At 69.9% G+C, this 21,329-nt stretch carries 23 protein-coding genes and 1 pseudogene; 8 read left to right on the top strand and 16 right to left on the bottom strand.

Translation table 11 applies throughout. From position 1 onward, the window contains the following. Positions 1-68 precede the first annotated feature (68 nt). Together ACG83_RS46640 and ACG83_RS47925 are read right to left on the bottom strand one after the other, a co-directional pair. Positions 69-440, bottom strand: a complete 372-nt coding sequence (locus tag ACG83_RS46640) for a hypothetical protein (protein ID WP_054566429.1) — start codon at positions 438-440, stop codon at positions 69-71. Positions 441-620: 180 nt separating this feature from the next. Then, positions 621-821: pseudogene (locus ACG83_RS47925) on the bottom strand (WD40 repeat domain-containing protein); the annotation flags it as partial. Positions 822-1,249: 428 nt separating this feature from the next. Between ACG83_RS47925 and ACG83_RS42260 the strand changes: the two are divergent. The 4 genes from ACG83_RS42260 to ACG83_RS13435 all read left to right on the top strand — a co-directional run bounded on the left by ACG83_RS42260 (position 1,250) and on the right by ACG83_RS13435 (position 4,980). Continuing rightward, positions 1,250-1,459 (top strand): hypothetical protein, encoded by a 210-nt coding sequence (locus tag ACG83_RS42260; RefSeq protein ID WP_006541810.1) that lies wholly within the window; start codon positions 1,250-1,252, stop codon positions 1,457-1,459. A 147-nt stretch (positions 1,460-1,606) separates the two neighbouring features. Next, complete coding sequence (locus ACG83_RS13450) at positions 1,607-3,091, top strand: SPFH domain-containing protein (RefSeq protein ID WP_369812882.1); 1,485 nt, start codon at positions 1,607-1,609, stop codon at positions 3,089-3,091. Positions 3,092-3,478: 387 nt separating this feature from the next. Continuing rightward, the gene (locus ACG83_RS13440; RefSeq protein WP_054566626.1) at positions 3,479-4,423 is read left to right on the top strand and encodes a TIGR03619 family F420-dependent LLM class oxidoreductase; all 945 of its coding nucleotides are present in this window, start codon (positions 3,479-3,481) and stop codon (positions 4,421-4,423) included. Beyond that, a complete protein-coding gene (locus tag ACG83_RS13435; RefSeq protein ID WP_235497864.1) occupies positions 4,414-4,980 on the top strand; it encodes a nuclear transport factor 2 family protein in 567 nt (188 codons plus the stop codon). Before ACG83_RS13440 ends, ACG83_RS13435 begins: the two co-directional genes overlap by 10 nt. Before the next feature lie 116 nt (positions 4,981-5,096). Here ACG83_RS13435 and ACG83_RS13430 read toward each other — a convergent pair whose 3' ends face one another. Then, positions 5,097-6,026, bottom strand: coding sequence for a LysR family transcriptional regulator (locus tag ACG83_RS13430; protein WP_054566425.1), 930 nt, complete (start codon positions 6,024-6,026; stop codon positions 5,097-5,099). A gap of 122 nt (positions 6,027-6,148) precedes the next feature. Here ACG83_RS13430 and ACG83_RS13425 point away from each other — a divergent pair, with 122 nt between their 5' ends. Further along, entirely contained in the window at positions 6,149-7,501 is a 1,353-nt protein-coding gene (locus tag ACG83_RS13425) for an MFS transporter (RefSeq protein ID WP_054566424.1), read from the top strand. 97 nt (positions 7,502-7,598) lie between these two features. Here ACG83_RS13425 and ACG83_RS13420 read toward each other — a convergent pair whose 3' ends face one another. The 6 genes from ACG83_RS13420 to ACG83_RS13395 all read right to left on the bottom strand — a co-directional run bounded on the left by ACG83_RS13420 (position 7,599) and on the right by ACG83_RS13395 (position 12,317). Next, a complete protein-coding gene (locus ACG83_RS13420; RefSeq protein WP_054566423.1) occupies positions 7,599-8,573 on the bottom strand; it encodes an isopenicillin N synthase family oxygenase in 975 nt (324 codons plus the stop codon). Positions 8,574-8,610: 37 nt separating this feature from the next. Beyond that, positions 8,611-9,000, bottom strand: a complete 390-nt coding sequence (locus ACG83_RS13415; RefSeq protein ID WP_054566422.1) for an adenine deaminase C-terminal domain-containing protein — start codon at positions 8,998-9,000, stop codon at positions 8,611-8,613. Positions 9,001-9,378: 378 nt separating this feature from the next. Next, complete coding sequence (locus ACG83_RS13410) at positions 9,379-9,834, bottom strand: hypothetical protein (protein ID WP_054566421.1); 456 nt, start codon at positions 9,832-9,834, stop codon at positions 9,379-9,381. Positions 9,835-9,860: 26 nt separating this feature from the next. Beyond that, positions 9,861-10,613: a hypothetical protein gene (locus ACG83_RS13405; protein ID WP_054566420.1), complete on the bottom strand. Its 753-nt coding sequence runs from the start codon at positions 10,611-10,613 to the stop codon at positions 9,861-9,863. 70 nt (positions 10,614-10,683) lie between these two features. Further along, on the bottom strand, positions 10,684-11,424 hold the full coding sequence (locus ACG83_RS13400) for a phosphatase PAP2 family protein (RefSeq protein WP_235497863.1): 741 nt from the start codon (positions 11,422-11,424) through the stop codon (positions 10,684-10,686). A 44-nt stretch (positions 11,425-11,468) separates the two neighbouring features. Beyond that, on the bottom strand, positions 11,469-12,317 hold the full coding sequence (locus tag ACG83_RS13395; RefSeq protein WP_235497862.1) for a DUF3592 domain-containing protein: 849 nt from the start codon (positions 12,315-12,317) through the stop codon (positions 11,469-11,471). Positions 12,318-12,598: 281 nt separating this feature from the next. Here ACG83_RS13395 and ACG83_RS13390 point away from each other — a divergent pair, with 281 nt between their 5' ends. Next, complete coding sequence (locus ACG83_RS13390) at positions 12,599-13,798, top strand: cytochrome P450 (protein ID WP_054566623.1); 1,200 nt, start codon at positions 12,599-12,601, stop codon at positions 13,796-13,798. Between the two features lie 144 nt (positions 13,799-13,942). Next, a complete protein-coding gene (locus ACG83_RS13385) occupies positions 13,943-14,410 on the top strand; it encodes a V4R domain-containing protein (protein WP_054566419.1) in 468 nt (155 codons plus the stop codon). 122 nt (positions 14,411-14,532) lie between these two features. On the opposite strand, the gene ACG83_RS13380 is transcribed toward ACG83_RS13385, so the two are convergent. The 4 genes from ACG83_RS13380 to ACG83_RS13365 form a co-directional block, all read right to left on the bottom strand. Continuing rightward, positions 14,533-15,090, bottom strand: a complete 558-nt coding sequence (locus ACG83_RS13380; RefSeq protein ID WP_054566418.1) for a hypothetical protein — start codon at positions 15,088-15,090, stop codon at positions 14,533-14,535. Positions 15,091-15,231: 141 nt separating this feature from the next. After that, entirely contained in the window at positions 15,232-15,828 is a 597-nt protein-coding gene (locus tag ACG83_RS13375) for an ATP/GTP-binding protein (RefSeq protein ID WP_054566417.1), read from the bottom strand. 8 nt (positions 15,829-15,836) lie between these two features. Further along, the gene (locus tag ACG83_RS13370) at positions 15,837-16,445 is read right to left on the bottom strand and encodes a hypothetical protein (RefSeq protein ID WP_235497861.1); all 609 of its coding nucleotides are present in this window, start codon (positions 16,443-16,445) and stop codon (positions 15,837-15,839) included. A 367-nt stretch (positions 16,446-16,812) separates the two neighbouring features. Continuing rightward, positions 16,813-17,181: a roadblock/LC7 domain-containing protein gene (locus tag ACG83_RS13365; RefSeq protein ID WP_198955735.1), complete on the bottom strand. Its 369-nt coding sequence runs from the start codon at positions 17,179-17,181 to the stop codon at positions 16,813-16,815. A 768-nt stretch (positions 17,182-17,949) separates the two neighbouring features. Here ACG83_RS13365 and ACG83_RS46635 point away from each other — a divergent pair. After that, positions 17,950-18,315, top strand: a complete 366-nt coding sequence (locus tag ACG83_RS46635) for a roadblock/LC7 domain-containing protein (RefSeq protein ID WP_006543903.1) — start codon at positions 17,950-17,952, stop codon at positions 18,313-18,315. Between the two features lie 80 nt (positions 18,316-18,395). Here ACG83_RS46635 and ACG83_RS13355 read toward each other — a convergent pair whose 3' ends face one another. From ACG83_RS13355 to ACG83_RS13345, 3 genes are all read right to left on the bottom strand, one after another. Further along, positions 18,396-19,598 (bottom strand): thiolase family protein, encoded by a 1,203-nt coding sequence (locus ACG83_RS13355; protein WP_076833976.1) that lies wholly within the window; start codon positions 19,596-19,598, stop codon positions 18,396-18,398. A gap of 33 nt (positions 19,599-19,631) precedes the next feature. Continuing rightward, positions 19,632-20,048, bottom strand: coding sequence for a Zn-ribbon domain-containing OB-fold protein (locus tag ACG83_RS13350; RefSeq protein WP_054566415.1), 417 nt, complete (start codon positions 20,046-20,048; stop codon positions 19,632-19,634). A 100-nt stretch (positions 20,049-20,148) separates the two neighbouring features. Next, a complete protein-coding gene (locus tag ACG83_RS13345) occupies positions 20,149-21,264 on the bottom strand; it encodes an NDMA-dependent alcohol dehydrogenase (protein ID WP_054566414.1) in 1,116 nt (371 codons plus the stop codon). Positions 21,265-21,329: the final 65 nt, after the last annotated feature.

Genomic DNA, 21,329 nt, shown 5'->3' with positions numbered 1-21,329 from the left:
CCTCCTCCGACGCTTCCGCAGGAATCCACAGGGTACCAACGAAGCTGCACCCAAAGAAATCTTTCTGGTCATGTGGTCCCGCCATCGCCCTTCCTCGGGATCCGACCGAAGATCCTGGCGATCGTGTGAAGCCGCTGCCTGCGGCGCCGCCATCTGCACCACCCGCGCCTGAGGTCGAAGATCTGGCGTTCCAGCTCGTCGTCGTCCTCGCGCGGGATCCAGACGACGCCCAGCTCGGTCATTACATTTTCGAGGTCATCCTCGTGAACGGCGAAGTCATCGAACCGGGCCTCGTCCCGGGGAAGGTCCGGCTGATCACTTATGTAGGCGTAGAAGGAATGCTCGGTCTCGGTGGTAACCAGCACATGGCACCCGGCGTACTCGCCGCGGGTGCAGCACCCCAGCCGACCGTCGTCGTCGATTGCGGGAGCCAGATCCATCCAGAGCCTCCGGCCATATCCCCTGGCCACCCTCGATGGTGGAGACGACACACGATACATCCGGCAGAAACACCGCAAGGGTGGATGCCGGGCCCCTGCACCCATGCGAGATCGCCGGTGGTTATCCAGGGCTGCCAGCCGGACGGGCGCCTCCGGAGCGGCGATGCCCCAGAGCATCGTTCTCCGGTCGGAACCGCCCGTCGCCAGGAGCTCGCCGTCGGGCGGGCAGGCTACGGCCTGCACTCGACCGCGATGCGCGACGGTGGCGACCAGTACCGGCACGGCGGGATCGGCGACATCCCAGAGCCTTGCCTTGCCGCCGACGCTACCGGTCACCAGGTGGCGGCCGTTCGGCGTGAACACCGTCTGGCCGATTCCCATGAATCCCGGGCCCATGTTCGGCACGTACCGAAACAGGCGATGCCCGTCCTGGAAGGCTGACGCCCGCGCACTCCGCATGCCCCCGCTCTTCCCCGTGCCGCTCCGGCCGCCGGGCTCGGATCCGCCGGAAGACGAGGCTCCGCGGTGTACCGCCGCGCCGGGCCCCACCGCCTCGGCCCGCATCCTCTGACATCGGACGACCGGCCGACAACCCCTCAGGGGCACTCCAATCCGCCCTGCCAGCGATCGCCGGCACGGCGCCAGCCGCCAGGTGTCGGTGAATGCCCACTGCCACGCCCCGGCCCACCTGGGATGATTGCCCGATGGCGGTCGCCGGGGGTCGCCTGGGCGACAGCTCCGGCCAATCACGGGGCATTGCAAGGCGAGCAGAAGAGTCTACGATCAACCATTGTCGTGTGGAGGACCGAATGGCCGACCAGGCCGTGATCGGCAAGGCAGGACGGGTGACGGGAAAAATCGCTCCAGGCATGGTCGGCGAGATAATGATCACCGTTCGCGGCGGTTCCGAGGCTTTTCATGCCTATGCCGATGACCCGGAAACGACGATTCCCGTCGGATGCCGGGTTCTCGTTGTCGAGTACTTTCCTCCACGCACGGTGACAGTTGTGCGAATGTAGCGACAGCACCACCGGCTCGATCGGCCACAGTCCCAGGACCTCAGGCCCACAGGTTCTCCCGGGCACGACGGAGGCATCGTGACGCTCATAACCATCATCATTGTGGTCGCGGTCGGACTGGTGTTGGGGGTGCTGCTCTTCAAACTCATGTGGCGGGTCGCCGAGCCGAACGAGGCGCTGATTATCTCCGGCCTGCGGGCACAGAAGGGCGCGGACGACGCCGTGGCCGAAAGCCTCGGCTTCAAGATTGTCACCGGCAAGGGTGTGCTGGTTCCGCCCGGCGTCCAGACCGTGCGCCGGATGTCGCTCGATCTGCGGGCCGCCCAGCTCGGCATCGACTGCGTCACCCAGCAGGGTATTCCGGTGGGAATCCGCGGCGTGGTCATCTTCAAGGTCGGTGACGACTACGTCTCCATCGCGAACGCGGCCCGCCGCTTCCTCGACCAGCAGGACAAGATGGACACCCGCGTGCACAACGTCTTCGCCGGCCACCTGCGCGCCATCGTCGGGCAGCTCACCGTCGAGGACCTCATCCGTGACCGGGAGAAGCTGACCCATCTGACCCGGGCCAGCTCCGGCACCGAGATGGAGAAGCTGGGTCTCATCGTCGACTCGCTGCAGGTCCAGGAAATCGACGATCCCACCGGCTACATCCGTAACCTTGGCCGCCCGCACGTGGCCGCGGTGGCAGCGCAGGCCCGGATCGCCGAGGCCGAGGCCGATCGCGAGGCCACCGAGCAGGAGCAGATCGCGCTGGCGCTGAAGGCCGAGGCGCAGCGCAACAGCTCCATCAAACAGTCCGGCTTCCAGGCCGAGATCGACGAGGCCACCGCCCGCGCCGCCCAGGCCGGCCCGCTGGCCGAGGCCGCCGCGCACCAGCAGGTCGTGGTGGAGCAGACGAGGGTCGCCGAGCTCGAGGCCGAGTTGGAGGAGCAGCGGCTGCAGGCCTCGATCCGCAAGCCTGCCGATGCCCGCGCCTACGAGCAGACCACACTCGCGCGTTCCACCCGTGACGCGCAGATCAGCGCGGCGGAAGCCGCGGCCCGCGAGGTCGAGCTCGCCGCCGCTGCCGACGCCACCAGGATCCGCACCGACGCGGACGCCCGGTCGGCCCAGATCCGGATGCTGGCGACCGCCGAGGCGGAGTCGACCCGCGCGGTCGGTGACGCGAACGCCCATGCCCGCCGCGCCGTCGGCGCGGCGGAAGGCGAGGCGCTGCGGGCCTGGGGCCTGGCCGAGGCGGAATCCATCAAGGCCCGCGCAGACGCGCTCGCCACGAATCAGGAAGCCGTCATCGGCCAGCAACTCGCCGAGCAGTGGCCGGCCATCGTGGAGGCCGCGGCCAAGCAGTTCAGCGCGATCGACCAGCTGATCGTCCTGAACGGGGCGGCCGGCCTGAGCGAGACCCTCGCCGCCGCGCTCTCCCAGGGCGCGACAGGCCTGCAGCTGGCCCGCTCCCTGCTGAGCGGCGGGTCGTCGGACGGTAAGCCGTCGACCGCGGCCACCGCCGACGGCACCGGCACCAGTCCCGGGACCGGCGGGAGCGACACGGCGTCGGTTCCGGCCGTGCGGTCGCCCGGTGCCATGGTCGAGCAGAACACGACCGACGGCCCGGATGACCCCAGCCGGTAGGAATCGGCTGCCCAGCCCACCGGCGCAGGCCCTCGCGGTGCGCCCTGGCCTGCCCGTTCCGGCGGCCGCTCACACCGGGCACAGCGGACCGTGAGCGGCCCCGTCACGAGGTGAGGCGGCGCGGGATGGCGGGCAGAAACACCGGAAGGGAGACGGGGCTCGTACGACCCGCCTGATCGGTCGACCGATTCCCCGCTGCCATGGAAGGCGGCAACCGGTCGGTCTCCGGGGTGGCTGCGAGCACCTTCAGGACCTTCGCTGCCCGCTGGACGGAGCGTGCCGGCTGGGTGGGCATGGCGTTGACGCCTCCTCACGACACGCTCTACGGTGTCTTGTGACGAGAACACTGTCTCTATATACAGACATCTTTCTCCGAGTGTGTCACTCGTGACGGGCGCCCGCCCGCGGCTCGCGCTCGGGCTGCCGGTCGCCACCTCCGTGTACAGCGCGGACGAACAGCACCGGATCATCGAGCTCGCCAGGGCCGCCGACGACGCCGGCGTCGACACTCTGGTGCAGAGCGATCACCTGGTGATGGGTGAGCGCACCGACCGCTACCCGTTCGGGACGTTCAAGTACCCGCACGGCTCGCCCTGGCTGGAACCGCTCACCACCCTCGCCGTGATCGCCGGGGCGACGTCGCGGGTGCGGCTGTCGACCGGAATCCTGATCGCCGCGCTGCGTCGCGCGCCCCTGCTTGCGAAGTCCGCGGCGACCCTCGACGCGCTGTCCCGGGGCCGCCTCGAGCTCGGTGTCGGGACCGGCTGGCAGCCAGAGGAGTACGAGACCATGGGCCTCGACTTCGGTGAACGGGCCCAGCTGCTCGACGACACGGTCGCGGCCTGCCGGGCACTGTGGGCACCGGGCGGTGGTGCTGCCGTCGACCTGCCGACGATCTCCTTCGAGAAGATCTGGTGCGACCCGAAGCCGGTGTCGCCGGGTGGCCCGGCCGTGCTCTTCGGCGGCCCGCTGACCCGCCGGAACCTTCGCCGGATCGTGGAGCTGGGCGACGGCTGGATCCCGATCATGGGGGAGCCGATGGCCGGCGTCGCCGAGGGTGTGGCCCGGATCCGCGAAAGCTGGGCGTCCGCCGGACGCGGGGACGAGGTCCCGCGGGTGCGGCACACCCTGCCCCTGGAACGGGGCGGCGACGGCGACGGCGACGGCGACGGCGGGCTGAGCCTCGACCGCACGCTGGCGGGTGCCGGGGCGGCGGCGCAGGCCGGTGTCACCGAGGTGTCGGTGCCGGTCGCGGCGTTCGTCCGGGATCCGGCGGAGGTTCCGAACTGGGTCGCCGACCTCGGCCGCCGCTGGGAGAAGCTGTGGGGCTGACCTCACCGACCCCGGCTCCAGGCAGGTTCACGGGGCGGTCGGCGGGGCCGATCGCCGACCGGCTGGCGCTGCGTGACCTCGCCGAAAGCTACGCCGCCGCGGTCGACGCCCGCGACACGGACCTGTTCGTCGCACTGTTCACCGCCGATGGGGCGCTGACCGTTCGCCAGGGGACACCGGACGCCGACCCGTACGCGACGTTCGCGGGCGCCGAGCGGCTGCCCGCCGTGGTGCGCGCCCTGGCGGCCCGCTTCACGACGACCTTCCACGTCGTCGGCAACCACCGCGCCCAGGTCTCGGCGACGGCCGATGTCGCCACCGCGGAGGTCTACTGCGTCGCCCACCACCTGTACCGGGAGGCCGACGGGACGCCAACCGACCTTCGGATGCTCGTCCGCTACGCCGACCACTGCGTACGCGGCGACGACGGCCTGTGGAGGTTCGCCCACCGGGCCGCGACCGCGCTCTGGCAGTCGACGCACCCCGTCACCGGCAGCCTGCTCGACCACGAGGCCGCCGCCGTCGCCGAGCCGGCTGAGTCAGCCGACCCGGGCTGATTTCCGAGGCGTACGAGCTGACGCCGCACCCCGACGCCGGACGACCCGACGACCCGACGAAGTGAAACGAACAATCGCCCCTCGTCCACCTGGTGTCGAGGACTGGGCCGGCGTCGTCACCGTCCTGCCCAGGACGGGCGCCAGGCCGTCGCGGGGAGCCTCGGAAGGCTGCCGAGATGGGTGATGATCGCAGGAAGCCCCGGGTGTGGATTCGTGCTGGGGAGCATGAGCGAAAGCGGGTAGGCAGGCGTCGGATTGACGATGGGGATGCGGCGCAGGTCGTGGTTCGTCGGCCAGATGTACCGGTCGCGTTCCCCGACGAGAGTGGCCGCGTCGGCGGAATCCGCGAGGACGTCGAGGAGCACCTCGTCGCCGAAGTGCGGGCCGGCCGCGTCGATGCGCAGGTCGAAGTCGGCCGCGAGCTGGTCGTAGAAATCCGACCATTCACTGCCGGGCACGATGCCCGGAATCCAGATCCGATGCCCGCGCAGCTGCGCCGGTGTCACGCTCCGCGCGGAGGCGAGTGGATGTCTCGGGCCGACGAGAAGTTCCAGCGGCGAGTCGAACGCGTGGATCATCCGCACGTCGGGTGGCAGCAGGGCCTGGTCGGTGACGGTACGGAACGAGGCGTCGATCTCGCCTGTCCCGACAGCGGCGGCCGCCACCCGCGGGTCGTCGACCCTGAGGGTCACCACGTCGAGGTCGGTCCCGGGATGCGAGCGCCAGTAGTCGTGCAGGACGACGGCCTGCGCGCTTCGCAGGCCCAGGACGTCGATCCGCAGCGCCCGGGAGCCCGGCCTGACCGCGGCGATGGCGCGGTCGACCCCGGTGACGATGCTCCGCGCGTGCGGGAGAAACGCCCGGCCGTCGAGCGTCAGCTCAACCCCGCGGGCGGAGCGGGTGAACAGGCGGACTCCCAGCTCGCGCTCCAGTACCGCGATCCGCTTCGAGACCGCCTGCTGAGTCACGCCCAGCCCGTCGGCCGCCTGCTGCAGCTGGCCCAGCTCGGCGGCCCGGACGAACGATCGCACTGCCTCGGTGTCCACCGGCTCACCTTAGGAGCACACAACCGATCGTTGTGACACGCCGAGAAGTCGTTGTTTGATCGTCTCGTAGCGCGGCTGATCTGATTCGGGCGTCCAAACTGCTGGTTGCCAGAAGGAGCCGTGTGCGCACGAGACTGGGGGCCGGGTTCGGCTGGCTGTGGGCGGCCTACGCTGTGAGCACCTACGGGACGTGGATCGCTTTCGGGGCGTTCCCGCTCCTCGCGGTCCGGGTGCTGCACTCGCCGGCCTTCGCCGTCTCGCTTCTGGGTGCGGCCAGCCTCGTCGTCGCCGCCGGGGTGGGGATTCCGCTGGGTCCGTGGGTCGAGCGCCGGAACAAGCGCCCCGTGCTGATCGCGTTGGATCTGGTTCGCTTCCTCGCCATGGCGAGCGTTCCGGCCGCCTACCTTTTCGACCTGTTGTCCTATGGCCAGCTGCTGGCCGTCTCCGTCATCTCCGCGACGGCGGGAATCGCCTTCACCGCCGCCTCCGGCGCGTACCTGAAACATCTCATAGGCCCGGAGCATCTCCTCGTCGCGAACGGGAGGTTCGAGGGAACGAGCTGGCTGGCGACCGCGGCCGGCCCGCCACTCGGCGGCGCGCTCATCGGGCTGCTCGGCCCGGTGATCACCGTCGCCGCCGACGCCGTCAGTTATCTGCTCTCCGCGCTCGGAATCCTCCGGATCCGCGGCGGCGACGTTGCAGCACAGCACACCCCAGCGTCCCGCGCCCCAGCACCCCGAACCCCAGTGCCCAGCACCGCACCAGGCCGCACCGCCGCGGCCCACGAGGCCGCCACCAGCGCACGTGCCCTCGGCATGCTGAGCGGATGGCGGTTCATCTTCCGCGACCGCGCGCTTCGACGTCTGTTCCTGAACGCGATGACCGTCAACGGTCTGATCATGGCCACCAGCCCGCTTCTCACCGTCCTTCTGCTGGACGAATACCACCTGCCCGCCTGGCAGTACGGCCTCGCCTTCGGCCTCCCCGCCCTCGGCGGCCTCGCCGGTGCCCGTTGCTGCGCACGACTGGTCACCCGCTACGGGCAGTACCGCGTCCTGATGGTTTCCGGCTGGCTGCGCTCGGTTTTTCCGCTCGGCCTCGCCCTGACCCGCCCGGGCGTCGCCGGACTCCTCATCGTGATCATCATCGAGGCCCTGCTGATCATCTGTATGGGCGTCTTCAACCCGATCAGCGCCACAGAACGCCTGCGGCGTGCGCCTGCCGACCACACCGCACAGATCCTCAGTGCATGGAGCATCAGCAGCAAGGTCGCCCAGGCGTCGCTCATGGCGATCTGGGGCGGCCTGGCCACGTTCACCACCCCCCTCACCGCCATCACCGCCGCCGGCGTCCTCCTCCTCGGCACTCCCCTGTGCCTGCCCCGGCGGACGCACCTGCCCGATCCGGTGGTCGGTGCGCCGGCCGACGGCGGCCGGGTCACATCGCCTGACGCCGGAAAAGCCGTCTCGGTGTGATGAGTGTGCGCCTTCGTCGATCGGTGGGTGCCACCCCGGCGTGCCGGCGGAGTTGCGGAGCGGGCTTGCCCGTTCGAGCCGGGCCGGGCGGGCCTCTTCATACGGCGAGGCTCATCCGGTATTTCGACCAGTCGCCGGCCAGCACCGACCGGTAGCGGGGCGGATTGTTCGCACTGGTGCACGACGGAATGCACTCGATCAGCGCGTCGAAGTTCGGGTGCTGGAAATACGGGATGGACATGCGCGGCTGGTGCGCGGTCTCGGCCGGCGGGTTCACCACCCGGTGTTCGGTCGCGACCCAGCGGTCGTTCGTCCACTTCGCCAGCATGTCCCCCAGGTTGATCACGTACGAGCCGGGCACCGGCGGGACGTCACACCACCGGCCGCTGCGGTCGAAGACCTGCAGGCCGCCGATTCCGTCCTGGTAGAGGATGGTGAGGCTGCCGATGTCGGTGTGCGCACCGCGGCGCATCCGGCCGTCCTCCGGTGGTTCGGGCTGGGCCGGGTAGAAGTTCGCGTTCAGATACGAGGTGTGCCGGTCGAACTTGTCGTCGAACCAGTCGGCCGGCAGGTCGAGGGCCTCGGCGAACGCGGCCATCAGCCGGGCCGAAAGCCCCTCCATCACCGCGTAGTACTCGCGCCAGACCGGGCGGAACGCCGACGGTCGCGCGGGCCAGATGTTGCCCTCGAAGTCCTCCGACCATTCGGGGCCGTACCCCGCCGCGGCGACGTCCGCCGCGTCGTCGAACCGGCCGTTCTCGAAGCCCTCGACGACGGACTCGCGGCCGAAGGCCTCGACCGACCCGTACCCGCGGTACAGGTTGCCGCGCGCGGAGGCGGACCGCAGCTTGTGCTCCAGCGGCAGCTCGAAGAACTCCCGGTTGACCTCGTACATCCGGTCGATGAGCTCGCCCGGCACACCATGGCCGGTGATCACGATGAAGCCGACGCGCTCGCAGGCCGCCCCGATCGAGGCGACGATCGGCGGGCGGAGCTCGGGGTCGGCGAGCCCCGCGATGTCGATGACCGGAACCCCGGTCTCCTCGGCCGTGGCCGGAACCGGACCGCTCATTTCCTGACCTCCCGCCAGAACGGTTCTCGATGGATGGTCATGCGCTCGCCGCGGCAGACACAAGCAGGGAGGGCACGATCGTTCCCGTGTCGCCGTCGACGACGCCGATATCGGTCAGGTGCGGCCCGGGAATGCACGGCAGCGTCGCGGCCAGGACGTGGAAGAGCGGTTGCTGGGTCAGCGGCGCCGTCGGCATGCCGATCTCGATGGCGGCCCGCTGGGTGGCGCGCTGCTGCTCGGCGACCTCGGCGACCTCGGCGGCCGGGCGGTCACTGAGAATGCCGGCGATCGGCAGCGGAACCTCGGCGATCACCGCACCGGTGAAGATCGTCGTCGTCCCGTGCGGGTCGAACGGCTCCAGGCCCTGGGCGGCCCGAACCGCGCGCCGCCGTACAGCGGGCGCCACCGGCTCGATGTGAGTCGTCACAGAAACACACCCACCCTCACAGAAAATCTTCATACTGGCAGTCGGCGACACCAGTGAGGCCGAAGAAGTCCGAATCTCGGAGTTTCGGGATCTCCGTACTATGCCGAACTGCCAGCATGAGAACTACTGGGTGAACGTGAATCTTGCGATCACATTACGTTGCAGTTTTTCTCCGGCACTCCCCGCCGAGACCTCGCGGAAACAAGGAGCTCGCCTGCGTTAGCCCATCGTTTCACACGATGACATCGACCCGGAAGTGAGAAGAGAATCACATTTAACCGATCTTTTTCGGTGTGACAGCCGACGCTGCTGAGCACGTTTCGCGAGCGTGGCCAATCCACCTCGGAAGGTCATGGGATCCCCGGCGAGAGCAGCGCCTCAGCGTGGCGTCGCCACCACTCGTTCCAGGAAGTCTCGGTAGCCGCGCAGCGCCTCGCGCAGCGTGTCGGTCGACGCGGCCCCGTCCTCCCGCCACGCCGCACGCAGCCGCTCCTGCTCCCGTCGCACCGCCGCGGTGAGCTGGTTGACCGCGTCGTCGAGCACCAGATCGGCCTGCCGCACCGCCTCCCGCGGATCGTCGACGAACGACAGCAGCGCCTCCTGCCACCGCTCCCGCAACCGGCCGGACGCGGTCGCCTCCGCCTCCGTCTTCTCGGCCTTGCCGGGTCCCTCCGGCCGAGCTGTCTTCTCCCTCTCCGCCTTCTCCGTCTCCGCTTTCCCCCTCTCCGCGTTTTCGGCGCCGACGCCCGGCGGGCGGTGTGCCGGACGGTCGGCGACGGCTCCTGGAACGGCGGGATACATACCGGTGCGGGTTGAGCGATCGTCGAGGTTCATCGAACTTCCTCCCACTCTCAGAGCTCTCAGGAACGCTGCCGACGACCGGGAAGCGCCGCTACCCGCGCAGACGGGCCGTCGGTGGACGAATTCGTGTGAGGCGCCGGATCACCGGCCTCACCACTGCCCGTTCCGGCGCCTGTGGGAGGCGCACCGGCCGAGGCCCGCTTTCCGGTGTCGGTCGAACGAGGCAGGCCCACCGGGCCAGCGGCGGAGTGCTCCTCGGCCGGCGCGATGAGGCCGTCGAACACCGCTCGCAGTGCCAGAAATCGCAACCGCATCGCTTCCGTGCCGGTCCCGGCCGGGCCCACCCCGGCGCTGCCGCCAGGGGCGCCCGTTCCGGCTGTTCCGTGGTGCGTCCTACGGAGCCCGGCAGCCAGCGCAGGATCATCCAGGGCGAGCAGGTCCGCGGTCTCGGCACGGTCGTCGGTCGGATACCCGCGCTCACGCAGCACAGTGGTGATCAGCTCGTCGGCGCGGGTGGTGGCGGTCACCGGCTCGTCCACGAACAGGGCCTGCAGGGTGGTCCACCTCGTCTTCAGCTCCGCCCGGCGCGGGGCCCCCAGCGGCTGGACGTCGAGCCTGTCCCGGCGACGCGCGATACCCGCGAGGCGCCGTTCGGTCCTCCGCCGGTCGCCGGACTCCTGAAGTGTTCGTTCGTATTCGGGCCCGAATCTGCTTCGCAGCCGGGCGGAGCGGGAGCGGTCGACGAGAACGGCCGCGGCATAGGCCGCACCGAGAAGCAGGACCACCAGGATGGCCCAGGCAAGCAGGGACACAACGCACCGACCTTTCGCGCCTTCGCGAAGCTATCGCGACACGAGAAGCCGGGTACCCGAGATCGTCCCGCTAAAACGACGTCCCCGTTTCCGGGCAGCTGGCGGTTTCCGGGCAGCCGGCGGTTTCCGGGGAGCCGGCGGTTTCCGGGGAGCCGGTGCGCCAGGCTCGGGACAGCACCACCACGCTGACCGCGAGGAACCAGCAGCTTCCGAGGAGCAGGCCGGCGACGACGTCGGACGCGTAGTGCATTCCCCGGTAGGTCCGGCAGAAGGCCACGACCAGCGGAAGCACCGCGGCGCCGACCGCGGCCGGCAGCCACAGCCACCGGGCGATCGTGACCCCACGCCGGGCAGCCGCGGGTCGCTCGGAGGACGGACCAGCGGCCCGGCGACGTGCGATGCCGTGCAGCACATACGCCAGGCCACCGTAGAGGCAGACCGAAGCCGCGGAATGGCCCGAGGGGAAACTCGCCATCGGATCACCCGGATCAAGCCGCGTGACGGCCGGGCGCGGCCGGGCCACAAGGGTGTTCGACACCTCGTAGATCGCCGCCTCGCCGGCAGTCAGCGCAACTACGCCGGCCGGCATCCACCATCCACGCGACCACCAGGCCGTGATCGCCACCAGTACCGCGCCAGCGCCCACCACGACCCACAGGTCAGCCAGGTACGTCGCCCACCGGGTCACCTCGAGAAGCCACGGCTCGCGGCGAGCGGCGAGCCAACGCGCCGCATCCTCGTCCGCGGCCCGCACCCCGGCGACACCATCGGTGATCAGCCGACCGGCAACGACCAGAACGACTACCAGCACCACGGACACCGGCACCAGCCTGACCAGACATCTCCCCACCGGGCTCATTGTCGACCGGTCGTCTCGGTGGGCGGTGCGGATTCCACCAGACTGATCTTCAGCCGCCATGTCTCACCACGGCGACGGCGGCACCATACTTCGTCGTAGGCCATGCTCAGCCGTTGACCGACCCGCCACCGCTCGGCATCGGGTATTCCACCGACGCCCCATAGATCCCAGCCCGGCAACGCCCGGTGGATCTCCTGCTGGTCTCGGCGCAGCATCTGGATGTGGGCTTCCTGACAGTCCCGCGAGTCGTCGCTCCGCTGCCTGCCGCTCCCCTCGGAGGATTCGGCTGGCCGCAGCCCGACCCACCAGGGTGCCGAAAGAGACGAGAAGATCTCCGTGACGTCGGCCATCGCCAGCGGTTCCCACCCGGGATACTCGCGACGGCGCCGACAGAAGATCCACACGGCTGAAACGGGAACCGCGAGGCCGATCACCGTGACGCCCGCGGGGTACGCCCAGTACCACGACCCTTCATATCGCCGGGCGCGACCCGGATCACCCTCGTCGTATTCCACCGTGATGATTTCCCCAGCGCTGGGATAATCACCGTAGTCCGTGAGCTGCGTAACAGTCGGCACGCCATTACGGGTGACGAAACGGACCGTCGGCCGCTCCTTCGGTCCGCCGGCATCGAGCACCTCGGCGGTCACGGCTGTTCCGTCTTCAGCATAGGTCACGTTCCAGTGGAACCAGTATGCCGCCAGGGCCAGCAGAACGATTCCAGCCGCGAATGCCTTCCACACGACGTCGACGCCGAGCCGGAACGGAACGGGTTCAGGCCGTCTTCGTCCGGCACCGAACCCCGGCAGGCGTATTCCCACGGCGGGAGTGCGCCAGTCCGCCAAGGCCGGAGTCACCCGCAAGCGGAGGAGTCCGAGCTCCCCTTCCCCACTCCGGGTGCGGCGTGGTATCCCGGTTGGTGGTCGGCGACCGGCGGCGGGTGGGCCCGGATGGGTTGACGTCTCGGATCGTTCGCCGGAAACTAGGAAAATTGATATCGAGGTCAAGTTCGAGGTACGTGTATGTGGTCGCGTGCCCGGACGTCCGGCCGGCGCTGGGTGCCGAAGCCGGGCTGGGCTTCGGGATCAGGATAGTCCGACAGCCGCACGTGGAAGGGCAGGGCCCGTTGACCACCATCAGCGCGGACGACCTTTACTACGACCCCTTCGACTTCGAGATCGACAACGACCCGTATCCGGTCTGGCGACGGCTGCGTGACGAGGCTCCGCTCTACTACAACGAGCGGTACGAGTTCTACGCGCTGAGCCGATACACCGACGTGGCACCCGCGCTCACCGACTGGCAGACCTACCGGTCCGGGAAGGGGTCCGTACTGGAGGTCATCCGGGCGAACATCGAGATCCCGCCGGGGGTGATCCTGTTCGAGGACCCGCCGTTGCACGACATCCACCGCGGGCTGCTCGCGCGGGTGTTCACGCCGAAGCGGATGAGCGCGCTGGAGCCGAAGATCCGGGAGTTCACGGTGCGTTGCCTCGACCCCCTGGTCGGGGCGGGCACGTTCGACCTCATCCGGCAGCTCGGGGCGCAGATGCCGATGCGCACCATCGGTTTCCTGCTCGGCATTCCGGAGAGCGACCAGGAGGCGATCCGTGACCGCCTCGACAAGGGCATGAACCTGGAGGAGACCAGCTCGGAGGAGATGTACAGCGACGGGTTCCTCGACGGCTCCATGTTCGCCGAGTACATCGACTGGCGGGCGAAGCATCCGTCGGACGACCTGATGACCGAGATGCTCACCACCGAGTTCGAGGACGAGACGGGCACCGTCCGGCGGCTGTCCCGCGAGGAGATCCTCACCTACGTCACGCTGCTGGCCGGCGCGGGGAACGAGACCACGACCCGGCTGATCGGCTGGACCGGGAAGCTGCTGGCCGAGCATCCCGACCAGCGCCGGGAGATCGCCCGGGACAGGTCACTGCTCCCGAACGCGATCGAGGAGATCCTGCGTTTCGAGGCGCCGTCACCGATCCAGGCCCGCTCCGTCGCCCGGGATGTCGAACTGTACGGGCAGACCGTTCCCGAGGGCAGCATCATGACGCTGCTCAACGCCTCCGCGAACCGCGACGAGCGGCATTTCCCCGACCCGGACATCTTCGACATCCACCGCCGGATCGACCGTCACCTGTCGTTCGGGTACGGCATCCACTTCTGCCTCGGTGCCTCGCTGGCCCGGCTGGAGGGGCGGGTGGCTCTCGACGAGCTGCTGAACCGCTGGACCGACTGGGACGTCGACTGGGGCAACGCGAAGCTGGCCCACACCTCCACCGCCCGCGGCTGGGAACGCCTGCCGGTCACCCTCGGCTGAGATCCCGCCGGAAGGTCCGGGTTCTTCGGCTTTGCTCCGGGCTGGGTAGAGTCGGCGCCTGACCTGCGGTGAGCGCCGCGTGCCTGCCGCGCCGCTGGCTCGCGCCCGTCACTTCGACGCGTGCCCTGAACCGGGAGTTTTCCCATGCCTGTCAACCAGCGTCCCACGTTGGGGCCGATGGTCTCCGCCACCTGTCTGCAGCAGATGCGGGTCTACACCGAGGATCTCGTCGGCCGTGGGCCCGTCCTGGGCGCTGGCCGGATGCGCGGGCAGGGCGTCATCTCCGATCTCGGCCTGGATGGATCCCGGCTGGATGACGAGAAGCTCCTGCGCCTGTTCGTCGACACGTTCGGTATCGAGGGCACCCGGCTCTGCCTGGTGACCGAGGTGACGTCGGACGACTCCGGGGCATATGTGGTGCGGCTGGTCGAAGGGGCGTGCAGCCACCAGATGGAGACGACGGAGCCGATGTGCGCCTACACGCTGGGTGTGTTCGTCGGGGCCCTGCAGGCGGTGACCGGCGTCGTCATGCAGGGGACCGAGACCGCCTGCGAGGGGGCCGGTGACCCGACCTGCACCTTCGAGATACGTCCGCACCGGGCGCTCATCTGACGCCGCTCATCTGACGCCACTCACCGTCGCGCGTGCCCGACATCCGCGGCTGTCGGGCACAGGCAGACGGGCACAGGCAGACGGGCACAGGCAGACGGGCACGGTGCTCGCGGGCCGGGCTGTCAGACCTCGTCGGCGTCGGCGGTGCGGAGGCTGGCACGCAGGTCCGCGAGCTGGGCGTCCCGGCCGGCCAGCGCCGACTCGATCAACGCCGCCCGTCGACGCTCCGCGTCAAGGTCGCCCCGCAGCACTCGTGCGGCGTCCTCGGCGGCGGCCAGGCTGCGCCGCAGGCCCGCGACCTCCTGGCGGTTCGAGGCCGCCGCCGACTCCAGGGCGGTGATGGCGGCGCTTTCCATTCTGCCCATCTCGGTCTCGGCCCGGTCGGTCATCTCCTTGGTCGTGCCGCTCATCCGCAGCATCTCGGCCTGGGCCTCGGCGAGAGCGGCTCGGGTCTCGTCGAGCTGCCGGGTCACCGATCGCAGCCTCGCCGAGCTCTCGTCCGGTCGTCCCGGCACGGTCGCCGGGCCGGTGGACGTCCCGGCGTCGATCAGTTCGGGTGTTCGCCCGCCGGCGGAGCGGGGGCGTAGAAGACGGCTGGCGAGGGTGCCGGCCAACGCGCCCAGCACCAGGGCTGTCGCCGGTGCCGCGACGTGGCTGTCCTGGCGGCCGTTCGGCGTCATCGGTGCCTTTCGTGAAGGAGGTCCGTGGGCGTCGCGTCGGTCACGAACAGACGCCGCGGAGACGGGTGACCACAGTATCCGCAGGTAGCGAGTATCCGCAGGTAGCGCCGGTGTCGGCAGGCAGCAGCCGCCGCAGGGACGTCACCAGTAGTCGCCGGCGGCACGCTGGAAGGCTCCCGGCCCGGTGCCGGGCGGGGCGATCTCCGCGGCGAGTCCCGGGTCGACGCTCAGGAGCAGTGCCTGGACGAGAAGGGCGACGTCCCCGCGACGCCGCGCGTCGATCTCGAAGACCGGCGCGGTGATGCCGACCCGTGCCAGGACCTGGTGGTAGTCGTCCAGACCGGGCGTACGGCGGAGGTCCATCCCGGTGACGCCGACCGCCAGCGCCGTTTCGTCGATCACCGCTCGGAAGGTGCCGACGAACTCGTCCAGGTCGGCGAGTGGTGTCGGCCGGGTGTTGGTCATCAGGAGGACGACGCCGATCGCCCCCTCGGCGAGGATGTGCCGCATGAAGGTGAAACGGTCCTGACCCGGGGTGCCGTAGAGGTGGATCCGCTCGGCACCGCCGAGCCGCACGACGCCGTAGTCCATGGCGATGGTGGTCGTCGCCTTGATGTCCCTGGTCCCGTCCGTGGGCCGGGCCTCGGTGGTGACCGGGGGAATGTCGCTGATGGCCGCGATCGCGGTGGTCTTCCCCGCGCCCACCGGCCCAGAGAAAACGATCTTGTTGTGGGTCACATGTGTCTCTACGGATGACTCGAAGGGGTGGTGTCGGCCGAGGGGCCGTCGGGCGGGCGAAGTCTGTCGAACAGCTTGCGCAACAGGCTCCGTCTTGGCGACGGGGCATCGACCGGCTGCGGCTGCGGCTGCAGCTGCGCGGACGAGCGGAGCGGGGCCGGCCGCGACGGGAGCTCCGGGTGGACGAGGTCGACCGCGACGGCGGCGCTGTAGAAGACGAAGACGTCCTCGGCTGGCAGGCGCAACAGGCTGATCGTCTCGCTGAGCGTACAGACCTGTCGAGCCCACAGCGCCGCCACGCTCATCGCGCCCGGCGTCACGATCAGCCGGGTGAAGTTGGGCCACTCCCACAGGGCACACGGGGTGTCGAGGGGCGTGTCGAGCGGCAGCCGGCCCCGGGATGCTCCCAGCGCGAGCTTCCACATCAGGACGTCGAGCGGCACCATGCCCGGGTGGTTGACGTCGTATTCGGGTGCACGTGAGAAGACCAGGCCTGCGCGCAGTGGGAGGTCCTCCGTCCCGGCGTACGGCCGCAGGCTGTCCTCGCCTCCGTAGACGACGGCGGTGAGACTGCGCGGGTAGACGGCGATTCCCGGCCAGTCGCCCTGGATGTACACCGCCTGGCCCCGATCCGCTGCCTGGCGCCACGCGGACGCCACCAGTCCCTGCAGGTACCGCGCCGGGTCATAGCGACGAACCGTGATCGGCGGTTCGCCGCGGGACGACGCCGCGGCACCGGCCCACGGGTACGGGGCCGGCCGTAATGGTCCGGCGTCGTGTCGCGGCGCCCGGAGCTCCGCTCTGTCCGCCCTGTGGCCGTCCACCCGTCGTCTCCTGCTTTGTAGTGATCCAGCACGCGGGCCGGCCGGCTGCGCCCCCACCGGCCGTTGTCAGCCCAGCTGTTGTCAGCCGTTGCCCGGCGCCGGTCCCGCCCGTTCGGCGCACGCGGTTCAGAGGGTTCAGGGGTCCATGGGTCCATGGGTCCTAAAGGGCCGCGGACAGCGCCTCAGCGCCCCGGCGCACGTCGAGAAACGTCGTGCCCAGCTGGGCGTTCGGCCGGGTGACGACCACCAGAACGGTCTCCGGGCCCGCCCGGGTGAGCAGCACATGACCGCGCTGGCCCCGGATGAGGATCTGGTCGAGCGCGCCGCGGTTGAGCTCCATGCTCGTCTGCGTGCCCAGGGCGAGCATCGCCGCGCTCATCGCGGCCACGCGGTCCTGCTCGAACTCGGGTGGCAGCATCGACGCCATGAGCAGGCCGTCCATCGAGACCAGCGCGGAGGCCTCGATGTCCTCGGACGACGCGATGAGCTCGCGCAGGATGGAGGTCACCGACTGCTTCCGCACGTACATCTCCAGCCTTGTCGATGGTCCGTCCAGGGAAACCCGGGAGTCGCACGCCGCGTCACACCCGACGGTCGTTCCGTGGTGCGGCTGACCGCTTCTCCCGGCGTCAGCCAGGCTTGGTCGGCATCGTACGCAGAATATTCCGCTATCCGATCGCCGTGGCTCTCGGGGCCGCTGACCAGCGAAAGCGGCCTCCTGGCGCATCCGGTGCCGTGCCATGCGGCAGCCGAACACGGCGCCTTCGCGCGGCTGGGACGTCTCCGCGGAAGGCCCCGGCGGAAAGTTGAAGTCGGACGGGTAATGTCGACCGCCAAGGCCGGTTTGTCCGCCGCGGACAGGTACCGGCCGAGGGCGGCTCGGCGAGCGTGACCTCCGCGGAACGTCTCTGGCGGACGAACGCGGCCGGTCACGATGCTGGACGAGGGGGGCAGTCCGTCGCGGCACCGCAGCACGTCGAAACGGTCGTGGCGCAACCGGGCCCCGACCTCGACGACATCGCAGCCCTCCGAGGAGGAGGCCCACGACGGCAGGCCGCCCGCCGACCGGCAGCCGCTCGGCGCGGGGCAGCCAGCCGAGGCGGCGCGGCCCGTCCCCGGTACACGCCTCGCGGATGTCACGACGCCCTTGCGGGTGCGGCCAGCCGTAGCAGTGCCGCCGGATGATCCGTCCCCGAACGATCCATCTCCGGACGACCCGTCCCCGGACGACCCGTCCCCGGAGACGGCGCCAGAGCCACCCAGGTCAATCGAAACCGTTCAGGACAGAGGTGCATCGGTGAGTATTCAGTCGGAGCTGTCGCGCGTGGTGTCGGAGCTGCGGCGGTCGATTCCGGAGCTGAACGGCGCCATGGTGGCGTCGGTGGACGGGCTGTCCGTGGCGCACGACTTCCCCGAGCCGGACGCCGAACGAATGGCGGCGATGGCAGCGACGGCGCTCGGCCTGGGCAAGCGCATCTCGGACCGGACCGGACTCGGTGAGATGCAGGAGACGGTGGTCCGCGGTGACCACGGCTACCTGGTGGTGTACGCGGCAGGCGAACAGGCGGTGCTGGTGCTGTCCGGCCCGTTCAACTCCAACCTGGGCCTGATGCGGATCGAGGCCCGCGCGGCCTCCACCGAGATCAGCAAGCTGCTCAGCTGAGCGCGGCGGAGGCCGACGGGCCTCGGATCAGGATCAGATAAGGCCGGCCGCGGGTGACGGCGGCGCGCTCCCCATGGGGGTCAGGCCGCCGCCTTCTCGAGGATGTGCACGCCGCAGGCGCTGCCGAGGCCGATGACGTGGGCCAGGCCCACCCGGGCGCCGGCGATCTGGCGATCGCCCGCCTCGCCGCGCAGATGGGTGGCGACCTCCCAGACGTTGGCGATGCCCGTCGCCGCGATCGGATGGCCCTTCGACTCCAGCCCGCCCGACACGTTCACCGGGGTCCTGCCGTCCCGCCAGGTCGCGCCCGAGTTGAAGAAGTCCACGGCGCCGCCCTGCGGGCACAGCTTCAGGTTGTCGTAGTGGACGAGCTCGGCGGTGGCGAAGCAGTCGTGCAGCTCGACGAGGTCGAGATCCTCCGGGCCCACGCCGGCCTGCTCGTAGGCCTGCTCGGCGGCGACGCGGGTGAGCGTGTTGACGTCGGGCAGGACCTGGCAGGCCTCCTGCCAGGGGTCGCTGGTCAGCACCGAGGCGCTGATCTTGACGGCGCGGCGCTGCTGTTCCAGTGACAGGGTGCGCAGCTTCGTCTCGCTGACGACCACGGCCGCGGCGGCACCGTCGCAGTTCGCCGAGCACATCGGACGGGTGTTCGGGTACGCGATCATGACGTCGTTCATGATCTGCTCAAGCGTGAACCGCTTCTGGTAGGCGGCCAGCGGGTTCAGCGTGGAGTGCGCGTGGTTCTTCTCCGAGATCCGCGCGAACAGCTCGAAGCTGGTGCCCCCGTACCTGTGCCCGTACTCCATCCCGATCTGCGCGAAGACGCCTGGCATCGTCTCGGTGCCGACCCGGCCGTCGAGCGCGGCGACCGCGCCGAACCGGCCCTTCGGCGCCCAGGTGTCGCCCTCCGCCTCGCGGGCGCCGCCGGCGAGCAGGCCCGCCCCCGACAGCTTCTCTGCGCCGACCGCGAGGCCCACCTCCGTCTCACCGGCCCGGATCGCCATGACGGCGACCCGCAGCGCCGTCGCGCCGGTGGCGCACGCGTTCGCGACGTTGAACACCGGGATGCCGGTCTGCCCGGTCTGCTTCTGCAGCTGCTGGCCGAAGGAGCCGCCCCGGCCCATGAGGTTGCCCGCCGCGAGGACACCGACATCCCGCATGCGCAGCCCGGCGTCGGCGAGTGCGCCCCGGATCGCCTCGACGCCGAGGTCGACCGGGTCGAGCGTCGGATGCTTACCGAACTTCGTCATGTGGATACCGAGGATCCAGACGTTCTCCGCCACCGGCTTCTCCCGTTCGTGTCTTCTCGCGCGCCGTCAGGCGGCCGGCTCGAACCCGTACCCGATCGCCTCGACGCCCGCGGCGTCGGTGCCGAGCGACGTCGTGGTCAGCCGCAGCTTCATTCCCAGCCGGATGTGCTCCGGGTCCGGCGCAACGTTCACGACGTTGCCGCGGACGGTGGTCCCGCCGCAGTCGACCACCCCGGCCACGAACGGCACCGGCACCCCGGGCGCGGCGAACGAGACGATCGTGAACGCGCGCAGCTCGCCTTCGGTGGGCACATCCACCACGCGGAACTCGGCCTGCTCACAGGAGGCACAGGCGTTGCGCCGGTCGAAATACCTGGCCGCACAGGTGACGCATTCATGCGCCACCAGATGCGGTTCACCTTCCAGCACCAGGTAGTCGACCAGCGGGATCCGCCGGCCGGCCAACGACTGCTCGGACGTCATACCTACTCCCGGTTGTGGATTCGGTGCGCGCTCAGGAAGCTCAGAAGCTGGAAGCTCAGAAGCTGGAAGCTCAGAAGCTGGAAGCTCAGAAGCTGGAAGCTCAGAAGACGAGCGCGCCACGCAGGATCTGGCCGGCCGCCAGATCAGCGTAGCCCTCGTTCACCTGGTCAAGGGTGTAGGTGCGGGTGACCAGCTCGTCCAGTTTGAGGATGCCGGCGGTGTAGAGGTCGAGCAGCTTCGGAATCGCCACCCGGGGGCTCTGCGAACCGTACAGGCAGCCGCGGATCTGCTTGTTCGACATCGCGAGCATGAACAGGTTGACGTCGGCCTGTTTCTGGGTGATCGGCGCGACCGCGGTGATGACGCAGGTGCCGTCCTTGGCGGTCAGCGTGAGCGCCGGTTCGAGCAGCTCGGCGTGCATCACCGAATAGGCGCAGATGACCGAGGTGCACATGACCCCGTCGGTGAGCCGCCTGATCTCCTCGGTGGCCTCGGCCAGGGAGGCGAACGCATGGGTGGCCCCCAGGCGCAGTGCCTGCTCACGCTTGAACTCGACCGGGTCGACCGCGAAGACCTGCCGTGCGCCGGCGATCCGCGCGCCCTGGACCGCGCTGACGCCGATCCCGCCGATGCCCAGGACGGCGACCGTGTCCCCCGGTCTCACCTCGGCCCGGTTCACCGCCGAACCGAAACCGGTGGCGACCCCGCAGGAGACGAGCGCGGCGGCCGTGAACGGGATCTCCGGGTCGACCTTGACGATCGACGTCTCGGCCAGCAGCTGGCGCTCGGCGAACGCGCCCAGCTGGGTGTACCGGGCGACCGGCTGATCGCCGAGGCGGTGGGCGATACGCCCGTCCGTCATCATTCCGATCGCGAACATCTTCGCGCCGTCGTTACAGAGAAAGGCCCGGCCCGTCCGGCACCACTGGCAGGCTCCGCAGGACGGCACGAACGACAGCGCCACGTGGTCCCCGGGCTGGACCGAGGTGACCCCCGGGCCGACCTCCTCCACCACGCCGGCGCCCTCGTGGCCGCAGATCAGCGGATAGTGCGGCATCGGCATGTCGCCTGTGCGGGCATGCTCGTCGGAATGACATAAGCCGCAGGCCTGAAGGTCGACGAGAACCTCGCCAGCCCGCGGGTGATCGATCTCGACCGTCTCGATTTTGAAATCCTGGCCGGGGCCGTGGAGCACCGCCGCGCGTGTACTGACCATCTGGCAGCCGCCTTTCGTGAACCCGCGTCCTCGACGGGCCGGGCAGTGGGCGCTTCCGCACCGTA

This window comes from Frankia sp. R43 (assembly GCF_001306465.1).
GTDB lineage: Bacteria > Actinomycetota > Actinomycetes > Frankiales > Frankiaceae > Parafrankia > Parafrankia irregularis.
The sequence above is the reverse complement of the archived record's forward strand: the minus strand, read 5'-3'. Positions and strand labels throughout refer to the sequence as shown.